The sequence below is a fragment of the Viridibacterium curvum genome, assembly GCF_039544165.1.
GTDB classification, from domain to species: Bacteria; Pseudomonadota; Gammaproteobacteria; order Burkholderiales; family Rhodocyclaceae; genus Viridibacterium; species Viridibacterium curvum.
The window spans coordinates 675,691-689,459 of record NZ_BAABLD010000008.1; the positions used below are offsets into that span (position 1 = coordinate 675,691).

At 64.5% G+C, this 13,769-nt stretch carries 14 protein-coding genes; 8 read left to right on the top strand and 6 right to left on the bottom strand.

Translation table 11 applies throughout. The features are described from left to right. Window positions 1-8: 8 nt before the first annotated feature. The 6 genes from ABEA02_RS10830 to ABEA02_RS10855 all read right to left on the bottom strand — a co-directional run bounded on the left by ABEA02_RS10830 (window position 9) and on the right by ABEA02_RS10855 (window position 6,984). Window positions 9-500 carry a hypothetical protein gene (locus ABEA02_RS10830; protein ID WP_345532958.1) on the bottom strand — a complete coding sequence of 164 codons (492 nt, stop codon included), beginning with the start codon at window positions 498-500 and terminating at the stop codon, window positions 9-11. Window positions 501-521: 21 nt separating this feature from the next. Further along, a complete protein-coding gene (locus tag ABEA02_RS10835) occupies window positions 522-1,019 on the bottom strand; it encodes a hypothetical protein (RefSeq protein ID WP_345532959.1) in 498 nt (165 codons plus the stop codon). A 174-nt stretch (window positions 1,020-1,193) separates the two neighbouring features. After that, entirely contained in the window at window positions 1,194-1,817 is a 624-nt protein-coding gene (locus ABEA02_RS10840; RefSeq protein WP_345532960.1) for a hypothetical protein, read from the bottom strand. 78 nt (window positions 1,818-1,895) lie between these two features. Beyond that, window positions 1,896-2,543 (bottom strand): SGNH/GDSL hydrolase family protein, encoded by a 648-nt coding sequence (locus tag ABEA02_RS10845; protein ID WP_345532961.1) that lies wholly within the window; start codon window positions 2,541-2,543, stop codon window positions 1,896-1,898. A gap of 1,104 nt (window positions 2,544-3,647) precedes the next feature. Beyond that, complete coding sequence (locus ABEA02_RS10850; RefSeq protein ID WP_345532962.1) at window positions 3,648-5,297, bottom strand: flavin monoamine oxidase family protein; 1,650 nt, start codon at window positions 5,295-5,297, stop codon at window positions 3,648-3,650. Between the two features lie 172 nt (window positions 5,298-5,469). After that, a complete protein-coding gene (locus ABEA02_RS10855; protein WP_345532963.1) occupies window positions 5,470-6,984 on the bottom strand; it encodes a polyamine aminopropyltransferase in 1,515 nt (504 codons plus the stop codon). Window positions 6,985-7,417: 433 nt separating this feature from the next. On the opposite strand from ABEA02_RS10855, the gene ABEA02_RS10860 reads away from it, so the two are divergent. The 8 genes from ABEA02_RS10860 to ABEA02_RS10895 all read left to right on the top strand — a co-directional run bounded on the left by ABEA02_RS10860 (window position 7,418) and on the right by ABEA02_RS10895 (window position 13,727). Beyond that, on the top strand, window positions 7,418-7,810 hold the full coding sequence (locus ABEA02_RS10860) for a DUF350 domain-containing protein (protein ID WP_345532964.1): 393 nt from the start codon (window positions 7,418-7,420) through the stop codon (window positions 7,808-7,810). A 137-nt stretch (window positions 7,811-7,947) separates the two neighbouring features. Continuing rightward, window positions 7,948-8,958 carry an SPFH domain-containing protein gene (locus ABEA02_RS10865; protein WP_345532965.1) on the top strand — a complete coding sequence of 337 codons (1,011 nt, stop codon included), beginning with the start codon at window positions 7,948-7,950 and terminating at the stop codon, window positions 8,956-8,958. A 13-nt stretch (window positions 8,959-8,971) separates the two neighbouring features. Further along, window positions 8,972-10,474: a DUF4178 domain-containing protein gene (locus ABEA02_RS10870; protein ID WP_345532966.1), complete on the top strand. Its 1,503-nt coding sequence runs from the start codon at window positions 8,972-8,974 to the stop codon at window positions 10,472-10,474. Then, entirely contained in the window at window positions 10,474-10,629 is a 156-nt protein-coding gene (locus tag ABEA02_RS10875) for a hypothetical protein (RefSeq protein WP_345532967.1), read from the top strand. The genes ABEA02_RS10870 and ABEA02_RS10875 overlap by 1 nt, the downstream gene beginning before the upstream one ends. Continuing rightward, window positions 10,629-10,988: an adenosylmethionine decarboxylase gene (gene speD, locus ABEA02_RS10880; protein ID WP_345532968.1), complete on the top strand. Its 360-nt coding sequence runs from the start codon at window positions 10,629-10,631 to the stop codon at window positions 10,986-10,988. Before ABEA02_RS10875 ends, speD begins: the two co-directional genes overlap by 1 nt. Window positions 10,989-11,015: 27 nt before the next feature. Continuing rightward, window positions 11,016-12,467, top strand: a complete 1,452-nt coding sequence (locus ABEA02_RS10885) for a sensor histidine kinase (RefSeq protein WP_345532969.1) — start codon at window positions 11,016-11,018, stop codon at window positions 12,465-12,467. After that, window positions 12,464-13,120, top strand: coding sequence for a response regulator transcription factor (locus ABEA02_RS10890; RefSeq protein ID WP_345532970.1), 657 nt, complete (start codon window positions 12,464-12,466; stop codon window positions 13,118-13,120). The genes ABEA02_RS10885 and ABEA02_RS10890 overlap by 4 nt, the downstream gene beginning before the upstream one ends. Window positions 13,121-13,229: 109 nt before the next feature. Continuing rightward, window positions 13,230-13,727 (top strand): GlcG/HbpS family heme-binding protein, encoded by a 498-nt coding sequence (locus tag ABEA02_RS10895; RefSeq protein WP_345532972.1) that lies wholly within the window; start codon window positions 13,230-13,232, stop codon window positions 13,725-13,727. Window positions 13,728-13,769: the final 42 nt, after the last annotated feature.

Sequence of the window (13,769 nt, forward strand, 5' to 3'; positions counted from 1 at the left end):
TTGTTCGGCTACTCGAACAACACCTGAACTTCCAGCAGCGAAGTATTGCCCAGCCGCGCCGTACAGAGCCGCCCGACCTCCACGGTTTCCATCAGGATGATCATCCTTCTCGCTTCCTCTGCGCTGACTTTCCGCATCTCCTGAAAGATCGCGACCTTCTCGGCCGACACCTCCTTCGGAGCCTTGTTCTGCGGCACGCAGGTCAGGCTCAGCCTGTCACCCTGGTACGTCGTCGCAAGCCCCGTGGTGGTCTCGTCATCAATGCCCTTCAGCAGCGACTTCCTGTCGATGCTCAGCGAGTAGGTGTCATGCGACATCCTGCCTCCCAGCACGCACAGTTCAATCCGGGCCGCCACGTCACCAATCTGTCTGGTGTCGGCATGACAGACCTGCCTGCCCGGCTGGGGCAGAAGTGTCGGTGGTGCCCCTTCGGCAGCGAACGCTGGCGAAGCGACCGTCAGTGCAACGACAAGCAACGCAAACTCATGCAGGCGATACATCAGCAACCTCCAGGGTGAAAGTCAGGCTCGGGTCGCACCACAACCGGTGCAACGCGGATTGTCGCCCGCCGGCAGCAGCGTGTTGCAGATCAGGCAATGGCTGTTGTTGAGTGGGCTGACCGGATTGCTTATCGGTGGCTCTTTCAAGGCATGACGCAGACCGAAAACGAGCGCACCAATACCCGCGCAGCAGGCGGCTATCAGACCGTAGCGAGTTGCTGCGTCCGCCACGATGTCATCGGCAAGAACGAGCAGCAGGAGCAGGAGTCCGAATCCAAACATGCCGCCAACGTAGATACCCGCCGTTGTCCGCACCCTCGTATGCGGATCGCGATTGCACGAACTGCAGACCCACTTCCTGTACATGCCGAGTGGCAGCAGCGGAATCCAGTAAAGATGTCCGATATGAAAATGCCGGTACTGGTGCGACACCACCTCTTTCTTGCAGAGATTGCACCAGTCGGCGCGATACGCCGTCAGTTTCGGAAAGACCCTGTAAGCCCCGTAGAAAATCAACACTGCTTTCCCTCCCCCGTTTTCAACTTCTCGATTTCAACTGATCGTTTTCGCCCTCAGCCAGGCCTGCGCAAATCAGGTTCAGAAGCCGGCGCGATTGCGCGTCAATCCGCAAAGAACCACTGCTGCAACAGCGATGGGCGCGTCGAGCGCCGTGCGGCAGATGCCGGTCCTGTGCTACAGCGCGCTCGCAACGTAGCCGTCACGCCGCACAGCCACAAAGCTCGCGGGCGCTGCACCGGGCTGCGCCTCGGCACTCAGGTATCCGAAGTGGAATTCGTAGCGGGACTGCGTTCTCAGCCTCACACGAGAACCCGGGTACCTGACACCCTGATACTCGAACGGGTCGATCACCAGCACACCATGCTCGAACTCCAGGCAACTCACATCCACGCGCAGCGACACACGGCCAGGCTCGCGACGTACCGATGGTGCATCCGGCTTCAGGTCCGAGAAACGATAAGTATCGCCATACACCGTGGTCACGCTCATGTGTTCAAGCAGGCTCTCGGCGCCGACAGGCAGCTGGACATTGGCGAAGAAGCCCGGCTTGTCGTTGAACAACCAACCCGGTATGACCGGTGGCAAGGGCACGAGAAGCGACACCATAGCGCTGACCACCCTGGTGTCGCACCCGAATGCCACGCTCATCGTCAGTGGATCATGCGGCTTGAACACACTGACATAGGGCTCAGTCCCCCGCTCGCCCAGCGCGACTTTCAGGCTGTCCTGCCTCTGCAGCACCGACAAGGCGCAACCCGGGCAAACCAGCAGGGCCAGTAACAGGATTGCTGCTCGCATGTCATCTCCCCGTAGACCACAGAAACCCTGCAGCAAAAATCGCCCGACCCGGCTCGCTGCCCGCCATCGCCGCCATGCTCAGCCCGCCAACTGCAGCAGGCCCACCACCCTCTGCGCCAGCGCCTCACCCAGCACCCGGTGTTGTGGCGCATCCAGATGCACGCCATCCACATCGCTTGAGGTGATGACACTACCCGCATCGAAGAAGGCGCAGCCCAGCTCCGCGCAGACCTTCTCGTACGCTGCCGCCAGCCCCACGCACTTCGCCTCGCCGCCTTCGAACTTCGGCGCGATCGGCCCCTTGGGTGTGCGGATCGCTGGCGGTGCCACCACCAGCACAGGCGGCACCGGCATGCCCGGCTCGATGGGCGCGCCACGAATCGCCGCCACCAGCGCCGCGATGCCTTGCGAGGAATGCCAGGCGTTGTGTGCATGCATGGACTGGAAATCGTTGGTGCCCAACATGAGAACTACCAGCGACAACGGCGAATGAATCTCGATGCGCTGCGCCAACCCCACCAGCCCATTGCGCCCCGTCTTGAACGGATCATCCCAGACCGTGCGCCGGCCATTGAGGCAATCCTCGATGACGCGCACGCGCTGGCCTGCGGCGAGCAAGGCGTTCTCCATGACGCCCGGCCAGCGCGCATCGAAAGGCAGGCGCTGGCGTGTGGTCGGGATGATTCCCCAGGAGAGGGAGTCGGAGTAGACGAGGATTTGTTGCATGCGAACCCAGTGAAGATCGTGAAGCTGAAACGTAGGGTGCAGTCGCCCGCAGGGCATTGCACCGAATGCGAAATCGCGCACGCCCCCCAACGACGTTATTTGCTGACCTTACTCTGACTTCGCCTTCGTCAAAGCAAAATAGGTCGGCAAAGTAAGGACGGCGAAATAGCCGATTCCCTTGATTAACACCGCCCCCCAAAACCACCAGGGGCCATGCTCAGCGAGCAGGAAGGTAGTGCACCCGTCGCCGCACAATTCGATCTCACCAGACAGAACCTCGTCAAGCAAGGTTGCGTAAGGCAGCAACAACAATATAGCGATGTAGAGAATCGCCCTACGCTGCGCATGGGTAAAACGCGCGGTCGATTGTATTTGTAATGGAGGCAGAGAAAACGGGACAGACTCCGCATTATGGCCGCGTGACCTGCGCCTCTTTTTCGGCCCTTTCCGCACTGGCTTTTTCACTGAGTATTGACTTCCCTTCGGACACTAGCGGCAGGGACTGCAGGCTAATCGTCTTGGAGTTCTCTCAATCCATTTTCTGCACAAAATGTGAATGCAAAAATTTCCCACGCACCACCTGTGGCGTAGCTAAGGTTGATGCTCGCTCTCACGCTTCTCTTTAGGCATCGCTCGAATCAACCGAGCTCCTGCAAGAAACGCTGTCAAGTAAGGAAGAAAGCCCACAACCAAAAGGGTATCGAAATTCGATTCCCTGTTATACCTAGTGCTAAAAAGAGCGGTCCCTGCAACTCCTGAAGCGAGTACGAAAAGAAATGTACGGACCGGCCATTGAGTAGCTCTGCCAATCACGCCAGCGATAAGGCCCGCTGTGACGGTCCCGAACAGTACGAAAAGTATCTGACTAACGAGCTCGTCCATGCCTGACCCGGGAACACTAGTCGCCGCAGCCAAGCCCGGGAAGAGCGCCAGCATATACAGGACTCTCATGAAAAATGGCATCAATTAGCTCCAAAAGTTGCGTGAACGAAACCGCCAATATCGATTGAAAGATAAAAATTCACCAATGATCGATGCTGCCACAACCCAATGTAGTTCAGCAGACCTTAGAAGACAGCTTGCACGTTGCCAATCGCATAGGCATCACCCCAAAGCCCGCACCGCCCCCCTCCACCCCCACCACCCCGCCTCCTCAAACACCGAATACCCCGACAGATCCGCATGCGCGAAGCGGATGCGGCCGTCTGTCTCGCGCAGCGCCTGCAGGCCGGGGTTGCCGAGGAAGCCGGGCGTGGGGCTGGCCATGGCGTGGGCATGCAGATGGATGTGCACCTGCTCGACGAGGGGCCACAGGGCTTTGCCGTAGACGGCGAGGAGGTCTTGCGCGGCGGCGGCCAGCACATCGCTGTCGCTGGCCTGCTTCATCCACATGCGTGCGCGGTCGGGGGTGGTTTCGGCCAGCGCGTTGTAGGTGGTGAAGACGGTGCGCTCGGGCTTGGCTACGCGGATCAGCTGGTGGGTGGCGACGACGTAGCCGAGGGCGGGGCTTTCGCGCAGCACGTTGTCCCAGGCGAGCGGCACATCACCTTTCTCGTCGGGGAAGCGGCGCAGCAGGAAGTTGGCGACCAGCCAGGGTGCCTGGCGCGGCAGGTGTTCGGAGTGGAAGCCGAGGTCGCGGATGCCTTCGACAACGTGCTGGGCGATGTGCAGGGGCATGGCGCAGATGACGCGTTTGGCATTGATGCACACAAACTTCGGCGCGCCCTGCGGGCCGGCTTGCATGACCAGCACCTCGACCTGCTTGCCTTGCTCGCGCACGCGCAAGGCGCTGCCGGCGAGGCGGCGCGGCCGGGTGGTGTCAGACGAGGAATCATTGCCAAAGGGCACTTGGCGCAGCAAGCCTTGCGCGAGGCTGTTGAGCCCGTCGGGCCAGGTGAGCACGCTGCCGGCTTCGGCATTGGCGGCGTGGCCGTCGCGGCTGGCAAAGTAGTGCAGGCCGGCCCAGGCGGAGATGTCGGTGTAGCCGGTGCCGAACTCGTCGCGGCAGATGTAGTTGGCATACCAGTGCAGGTGCTTGTCGGTGTACTGCTCGCGCTGCAGCCAGTCGCGAAAGTTGAGCGCGTCGAGCGCGCGCCAGTGCGGGTCGGCTGACGAGAGGGCGAGCGGGGAAACGAAGACGCGGCGGCCGTCGTTGCCTCTGGCTTCGCGCAGCGTGGCGATGGTGGCGAGAAAGCGTGCCTGATCCGGCGTGCCGGCGTGGGGCAGCAGTTCGTCTTGCCAGCGGCCCCCGCTGCGCAGGCGTTCGTGCAGGGGGTGGACGAGGATGTTCTCGTCGTACTCGGGCGCGACGGCGTTGGGGTCGCCGCGCAGGATGCCGAGGCTGGCGAGCATTTCGCGCACGTGGATGGAATCCTGCGACGGCAGTGGCAGGTAGTGCGCGGCGGTGGGGCATGGCACGCCGCCGAGTTGTTCGCCTGCGGTGTTGCCGCCGGCGACGGGGCCGTCGAGCAGGATGAAGTTCCTGTAGCCCTCGCGCGCGAGCTTCCACGCGGCCGTGATGCCGGCGGCGCCGCTGCCGAGGATGGCGAGGTCGCAGTGGATCGTCTCGCCGGGGTCGGGCAGCGGGCGCGTGCTCATGGCCAAGTCGCGCGCGGCGTGGCCTTGCTGCATGCCGGTGCGCAAGACGGTGACGGGGGGCGTGGATCTGCCCAACACGCCCTTGCCCCACTCGCAGGCGGTGAGGCTGCTGGCGGAGAGTGCGCCGAGGGTGGTGAGGAAGTGGCGGCGTTGCATGGTCAGGCGCTGGCCCTATGCCGTCATTCCCGCGAAGGCGGGAATCCAGCGGCGTTGAAAGTCACTGGGTTCCCGCCTTCGCGGGAACGACGGGCCAAACGTCCAACCCTGTTGGAGGGGCGCATAGCCTCTCCAATTTCAGGCTTCTCTGCGGAAGGCGATGGTGGCTGTCTCATCGCTGAAACCGCCCCCAGTCCTGCTCGAAATAGCGCACGAGGGCCTGGTCGTTGAGGCGGTTGGGTTCGACCTTGGGTACCTGCAGGTCGGCAGGGAAGCTGAACATGGCGCGTGTGCTGTCGGCGTCGAGGAAGCGTGTGGGCACGCTGTAGCTCGTCGGCACGGTGAAGCGATTATGCGGCGCGGCGAGCACGTAGCCCCATTCGCCGAACGAGGGTACGTGGGCGTGGTAGGGCCAGATGTTGAGACCGGCAGCCTTGAGCGTTTCGGCAACACACCAGTAGGCGTGCGGGGCATACCAGGGGGAGGTGGACTGCACGACGACGTAACCATTCGCGGCGAGGTGCTGGGCGACGAGGCGGTACATGGGCACGGAGTAGAGCTTGCCGAGCGCGTAGTTGGAAGGGTCTGGCAGGTCGATGACGACGAGGTCGAAGCTGTCGCGCGATTGCTCCAGCCACTGCGCGGCGTCGGCGTTGATGACCTGCACGCGCTTGTCGTTGAGTGCGTTGTGATTGAGCGCGGTGAGGTTGGCGGCGCTGGAGAAGAGCTGGGTCATCTGCGGATCGAGGTCGACGAGGGTGACCTTCTGCAGTTGCGGGTATTTGAGCAGCTCACGCACGGCGAAGCCGTCACCGCCACCGAGCACGAGCGCCGTGCGCGCCGCCGGCAGGTTCTGCATGGCCGGATGCACGAGGGCCTCGTGGTAACGGTGTTCGTCGAGCGAGGAGAACTGCAGGTTGCCGTTGAGGTAGAGGCGCAGTTCGTCCTTCCACTGCGTGATGACGAGGCGCTGGTAGGGCGTGCTGAGGGCATGCACGATGCGGTCGCCGAACAGGCCCTGCTCGGCCCAGTGCGTCATGCGGCCAGCACTCGCGAAGCCGCCCAGCAGCACGGCCAGCACGATGAGGCCGCGTGCCATGACGGCACGGAGCGAGCGCACTTCGTCGCGCAGGCAGCGGGCAGTGACGAGAGCGATGATGACGTTGGCGATGCCGAACAGCAGGGCCGAGCGCGCGAGTCCCAGCTTGGGTGCCATGAGCAGCGGGAACAGCAGCGACACCGCCAGCGCGCCGAGGTAGTCGAAGGTGAGCACGCGGCTGACCATGTCACGGAACTCGGCGCGGCGCGCGTTGAAGATGCGCATGACGAGCGGGATCTCCATGCCCACGAGGGTGCCGATGATGATCACCAGCGCATACAGCACGGTGCGGAAGGGCGCGGCGAGCCAGGCGAAGACGATGAACAGCGCCAGCGCCGAGAGGCCGCCGATGAGGCCGACGAGCAGTTCGATCTCGACGAAGCGCGTGACCGTGTCTTCGTCGCGCACGTACTTCGAGAGGTGCGAGCCGATGCCCATGGCGAAGAGGTAGGCGCCGATGATCGACGAGTATTGCAGCACCGAGTCGCCCAGCAGGTAGCTCGACAGTGCGCCGGCAATCAACTCGTAGGCGAGACCGCAGGAGGCGACGATGAAGACGGAGAGGATGAGGATGCGGTCGGCGAACATGGGCGGGGCGGAGGTGGGCCGAAGCGGGAGTCGCGCAAGCTTAAGGGATTGCGGGTGCGTGTGGCGCTTGCTGGCATGTCAAGCGGGTGAACGACAGGGGTTTGGTACGCGGGGCGAATGAGCAAGGCGCGATCATTGCCGTTCCCTCCCCATGAGGGGGAGGGTGCCCCGTCAGGGGCGGGAGAGGGGGAAGGCCTCGCGCTCGCCGAGCTACCCATGCCCGGATGCGTGCGTCCCCACCTCTCCCGGCGCTTCGCGCCACCCTCTCCTCCAGGAGAGGGAACAGCAATGATCGCGCCCTGCCCTGCCAGCGCGCTGCCCGATGGTCGGCGCTGCCGGCAGTGGATTTGCGCTTGCCCGTGTCCCCCCTGCTTGCTAGTCTCGTGCCCTCGTGACGCAATGACGTCAGAGTGACCCCGAGGCGCGCAACGCAATGCACATTCAAGCCATCTACAACTACTTCATCTACCTGCTGGCGGGGCTGGCCATGGTGGGTGTGTTTGTCACGGTCTACACGCGTGTCACGCCCTTTTGCGAGCTCGACCTGATCCGCAAGGGCTGCGTGTCTGCAGCGCTGTCGCTGGCCGGTGCAACCATCGGCTTTTCGCTCACGGTGGCCTCCAGCATCCTGCACAACGACAACTTCATCATGTTCGTGCTGTGGGGAACGCTCGCCGCAGTCGTGCAGGTCGTGGCCTATGCCGTGCTGTCGCGCGCCCTGCCCAACATGAATGCCGAACTTGAAGACAACAACGTGGCGATGGGCGCGCTGATGGGGCTGGTCTCCATCGTGGTGGGCATCATCAACGCGGCCTGCCTGTCCTGATGCCAGACTGCCGGCGCAGCCGCTGCCTGCTCCCCTCGCCCGCCTGCGGGAGAGGGGTTGGGGGAGAGGGCTGCGGCGCGCACATCACCAATGCCGTACCAACCGCTGCTGCACCGAACCACGCAAGGAGCTGAACCATGGGCCTGACCGATTTCATCAAGAAACAGTTTATCGACGTCCTGCAGTGGACCGAGGAGAGCGACGGCGTGCTGGCCTGGCGCTTCCCCATGGCGGGCATGGAAATCCAGAATGGCGGCACGCTGGTCGTGCGCGAGTCGCAGATGGCGGTGTTCGTCAATGAAGGCAAGCTGGCCGATGTGTTCGGCCCCGGCACCTACAAGCTGACGACACAGACGCTGCCCGTGCTGACCTATCTGCAGAACTGGGACAAGCTGTTCGAGTCGCCCTTCAAGAGCGATGTGTACTTCTTCAGCACGCGCCTGCAGCTGGGCCGCAAGTGGGGCACGCCGCAGCCGCTGACGATTCGCGACAAGGACTTCGGCATGGTGCGCCTGCGCGCCTTCGGCATGTATTCCTACAAGCTCGCCGACCCGAAGAAGCTGCACACCGAAATCAGCGGCACGCGCGACACCTACACGGTGGAAGATCTTGAGCAGCAACTGCGCAACCTGGTCGTCACCAGCCTGTCGAGCACGCTGGGCGGAGCGGACGTGCCCTTCCTGGACATGGCGGCCAACCAGCAGCTGATGTCGGACAAGATGCGCGAAGGAATGACGCCGGTGTTCGAGCGTTATGGTCTGGCGCTGGACGCCTTCGCCGTCGAGAGCGTCTCGCTGCCTGAAGAGCTGCAGAAGGCCATCGACACGCGCATCTCGATGGGCATGATGGGCGACCTCGGCAAGTTCACGCAGTACCAGGTGGCGAACAGCATTCCGCTGGCCGCGCAGAATGAGGGCGGTCTTGCCAGCATCGGCGCAGGCCTCGCGGCCGGCGTGGGCGTCGGCCAGATGATGGGCGACGCGATGCGCAATGCCATGGCGCCGGCAGCCGCAGCGCCGGCAACCCCAGCAGCCGAGGCCCCCGAGGTGCGCCTCGAAAAGCTCAAGACCATGCTCGACAAGGGGCTGATTTCGCAAGCCGATTACGACGGCGCGAAGGCCGAGATCCTCAAGAAAATGATTGGCTGAGGCCGGGCCCTCCATGTACCAGACAGCCTGCCCCGCCTGCGGGGCACCGGTCAGCTTTCGCTCGGCCGCCAGCGTCATGGCGGTGTGCAGCTATTGCCAGAGCACGCTGATCCGCGATGCGGATTCGGTGCGCGACATCGGCAAGATGTCGGCCGTGCTGGAGGATTGGTCGCGCATCCAGATCGGCACGAGCGGCATTTTTCTTGGCGTCAATTTCACCATCGTCGGCCGCCTGCAACTCGTTTATGAAAACGGCTTCTGGAACGAATGGCATGCCGTGCTGGACGACGGCAGCAGCGCCTGGCTGTCGGATGCGGGCGGGCAATACGTCATCACCGCCGCCGCGAAAACCCAGCCGCAGTTGCCGCCCTTCGAGCGCCTGACGCCGGGCGGTTCGCTGCAGTTCGAAGGCACGCCTTACATTGCGGCCGATGTGCGCACCGCGCGCTGCACGGGTGGTCAGGGCGAGCTGCCCTTCAAGGCCGGCCCGGGCTGGGAAGCACGCGTGGCGGACTTCCGCAGCGGCAACCTGTTCCTCACGCTCGACTACTCCGACACCACGCCGGTTGCGTATGTGGGCAAGAGCGTGACGCTGGAGTCGCTCAAGTGCCAGATGCTGCGCACGGCTGACCAGATCGCGCAGAGCGCGGGCAAGCTGCCGGGCAGCGTCGCCAACCTTGAATGCCCCAGCTGTGGCGCATCGATTGCATATCGCGCGGGCCTCGCCCAACACCTGATCTGTCAGGTCTGCCACGCCGAGGTTTCGCCAGACCCGCAGGCCCAAGGTGGCACCGACCGCTTCAGCGTGCTGGCCAAACACGAAGAACTCGAAGCGCGCCAGACGACGCTATCACTGGGTGACAAGGCACAGATCCAGAACGTGACCTGGACCCTCATCGGCGTACTCGAACGCAGCGAGGTCGGAGAGGACGATTCCACCTGGATCGAGTACCTGCTGCACAACCCTGACAAGGGCCTCAAGTGGCTGGTGGAGACCAGCGAGGGCTGGGACCTCGTCGAAGTGCTCGACGAATGGCCCGGCACCACGGCGGGTGACGGCGTGAAACTGCGCGGCCTGCAATACCGCAAGACCTTCACCTATGACGCCGAAGTCACCTGGGCGGCCGGCGCCTTCAACTGGCGCGTGCATGTGGGTGACCGCGTCACGATCACCGACTACAAGGCGGGCGACCAGAGCCTCAGTGCCGAGCGCGACACGCAGGAGCTGACCTGGAGCCTCGCCAAGCGCGTGCAGACGCAGGCTGTGCTGCGCTGGTTCGGCAAACAGGCGGACGCCGCACCGCGCCAGGCCCTGAGCAACCGTCAAGCAAGCCGTGAGGTCGACACGCGCACGTGGTGCCGCAACGCCGCGGTGTACGCCACGCTGGGTCTGGGCGCCGTCAATGCCCCGGCATTGTTCATGGACAACACCAATCTCATCTGGCCCATCCTGGGCATCGTCGCGCTGTGGTATCCACTCTTCAAGTTCAGTGATCAGCTGGAGGATGACGACTGATGCGCTTTCTCTACGTCATCTACGCCACGCTGGTTTCAGTCATCGTCACCTCGTGCAACTACGGCGCTGTCAGCAGTAGCAGCGGCAACTACCGCAGCTGGAACAGCGGTGGCAGCAGCTACAGCGGTGGCGGCTTCAGCGGCGGTCACAAGTGATGGCCGGCCAGCATCTGCTGCTCGACCTCGACGGCGCCGCGCCCGCCTTGCTCGGCGACGCGCCGGCCATCGAGCGCCTGCTGCGCGAAGCGGCCGCGCTCGCTGGCGCGACGGTAATCCACAGCCACTTCCACCACTTCGGCCCTGGCATGGGCGTCACGGGCGTGCTGCTGCTGCGTGAGTCGCACATCAGCATCCACACCTGGCCCGAGAACGCTTTCGCGGCGGTCGATATCTTCATGTGCGGCGAAGCGCAGCCGCGCCTCGCTGCGCGCCACATCGAACAGGGCTTGCAAGCGGCCGGGCAACTGCGCGTGGTGTCTCGCCACAGCACGCACGTCAGCGATACGGCAGCGTAGGCGGCGCGCTTTTGCCACAATGTGGCCATGCTGAAACGTCTCATCCGACTCCGCTGGTGGCTACTGTCTGGCGCGCTGCTGTGCATCGCCGGCGTGTGGCTGCTCGGCCGCATCGCGCTCACGCAGCAGCGCGAGGCCTTCGAGACCGATGCGCGCATCATGCATCGCGTGCTGAGCCAGCGCGTGGTGCAGCACGATGCGATCCTCGCCACCGTGTCACTGCTGCAGGCCGAGCAAGGCAGCGAGCGCGAGCAGCGTCTCAGCGCGCTGTATCCACAGATCCTCGGCATGCAACGCCGGGCGGCCGGTGAAGCCTGGAGCGATGCGCGTCTGACGGCGGCAGAAGCGCGCTCCCGCGAACTGCGCCGTCCGGAGCTGGCCTATGCCGACTTCGCGCAGGGGCGTTACGTGCTGGTGCTGGCCGGACAACCGGCAAGTCACGCCATGACCGTGGGCCTGCGCGAAATGCTGCCCTGGGCCGAGTGGCCGACCGACCCGAAGGCCAGCCCGGTACGCGTGCTGTTGCGCCATGACGCGCAGACGCTTGTCCTGCAGGAAGGGCGTTACCTGCCCTGGGGAAAAGGCTTCAGCTTCAGCAAGCATCTGGCCGCCGACAGCCAGCCTTTCGAGGTCTATGCCGAGCGCATCGTCGGCTGGTTGCAGCTGCCCTGGGGGTGGATGGCCGGCTGGTGTGCGCTGGTTGTTGCCGGCTGCGTGGCGGCCTACCAGTTGCGTACGCAGCGTGCGCAACGCCTCCGCGCCGAAGAGCTGTTGCGTCTGGGTCAGGTCGCGCGCCTCAACACGCTGGGCGAACTCGCGGCCGGCATGGCCCACGAACTCAACCAGCCGCTGACCGCCGTGCTCGCCAACACGCAGGCTGCACGCCGCCTGCTCGACGATGATGAACCCGAGCTCGACACCGCGCGCAGCGCCATGGGCAAGGCAGCCGAACAGGCGCAGCGCGCAGCCGAGGTGGTGGGCCGTTTGCGCCGTGTGGTGGAGCGCCCGGAAGCCGGCGCCGAACGCGTCGCCGTCGACCTCGTGCAGGTCGCACGCCAGGTGCTCTACCTGCTTGAACCGGAGGCGCACAAGCGTAGCGTGGCCGTCACACTGGAAGGCGACGCTTCGCGCGTGGTGCTGGCCGAGCCGGTGGCACTCGAACAGGTGATCCACAACCTCGTCATGAACGCGCTGCAAGCGCTCGAGAAAGTGCCGACCGCGCAACGCGCGCTGACGCTGCACATCAGTCACGACAACAGGCAAGGCGTGCTGCGCGTCGCCGACTGCGGCCCCGGCATTGCCCCCGAGGTGCTGCCGCGCTTGTTCGAACCCTTCTTCTCGACGCGTGAAGATGGCCTCGGGCTGGGCCTGAGCCTGTGCGAGACGCTGGCAGCCGGCATGGGCGGCGAGCTGCGTGCGGCCAACCGTGTGCCGCAGGGCGCCGAGTTCACCTTGCGTTTGCCGGAAGCCAGCACATGAACAGCTCGCCCCCCTCATCTCCTTCCTCCCTCTCACCCCTGATCCACCTCATCGACGACGACGCCGCCGTGCGCGAAGGCCTCGCGCTGCTGATCGGCACCGTGGGACTGCGCGTCGAGACCTGGGCCGACCCGCAAGCCTTCCTCGATGGCTTTTCGCCCGAAGGCATAGGCGCGATCCTGCTCGATGTGCGCATGCCCGGCATCAGCGGCTTGAGCGTGCTCGACACCCTCATCGCACGCGGGGTCGACCAGCCCGTCATCATGCTGACAGGCCACGGCACGGTTGACCTCTGCCGACGCGCCTTCAAATCAGGCGCCGCCGAATTCCTCGAAAAGCCCGTCAACGACGAGCTGCTGCTCGACACCCTGCAGAACGCCGTACGTCAGCATGTGCGCTCGCGCGAACGGCACGCCGCCGACCGTGTCGCACGCGAGCGCTACGGCCAGCTCTCGGAGCGCGAGCGCGAAGTGCTGGGCCTCATCGTCAGCGGCCTCACCAACAAGGAAATAGGCCGCGCACTGGACGTCTCGCCACGCACCGTCGAGACCCACCGTGCCAACCTCTTCGCCAAGCTGCAGGCCGAATCGCTGGCGCAGCTCATTCGCCAGTACGCGACACTGGTCGAGGCGGCGGACGGCGCCTCTCAGTAGTTTTACGGAGGGCCAGACGTAGCCCTACGAATGGGCCGCAGGCGGCGCGATCCCTAGAGTTCTCCCCATGGCAGCCGCATCTGCGGCGCCCAACCCAAAGGAGAACACCATGCGCAAGATCCACACCCTCACCGCCATCGCCCTGCTCGCCGCCGCCGGTTTCGCCAGCGCCCAGAGCACTGCTGTGCGTACCGAGAAGAACATGTCGCTCGATCTGGCGAACCAGATCGCTGCCGCCAGCGTCGCTGCCTGCAGCGCCAATGGCTACGCCGTCACTGCCACCGTGGTGGACCGCGCCGGCACCGTGCGTGCCGTGCAGCGTGCAGACAACGCCGGCCCGCACACCCTGGCCGCCAGCCAGCAGAAGGCCTGGACCTCGGCTTCGGCGAAGAACACCACGCTGGCCATGATGGAAGGTGCGCAGAAGAACCCCGCAGCCGCCAACCTCGTCTACATCCCGGGCTACCTGCTGCTTGGCGGTGGTGTGCCGGTCAAGGTCGGTAACGACGTAATCGGCGCAGTCGGCGTTGGTGGTGCGCCCGGGGGCCACCTGGATGAACAGTGCGCGATGGCGGCGCTTGAAAAGGTCAAGGATCTGCTCAAGTAAGTCGGTCTTTGCCTGTACCGTCATTCCCGCGAAGGCGGGAAT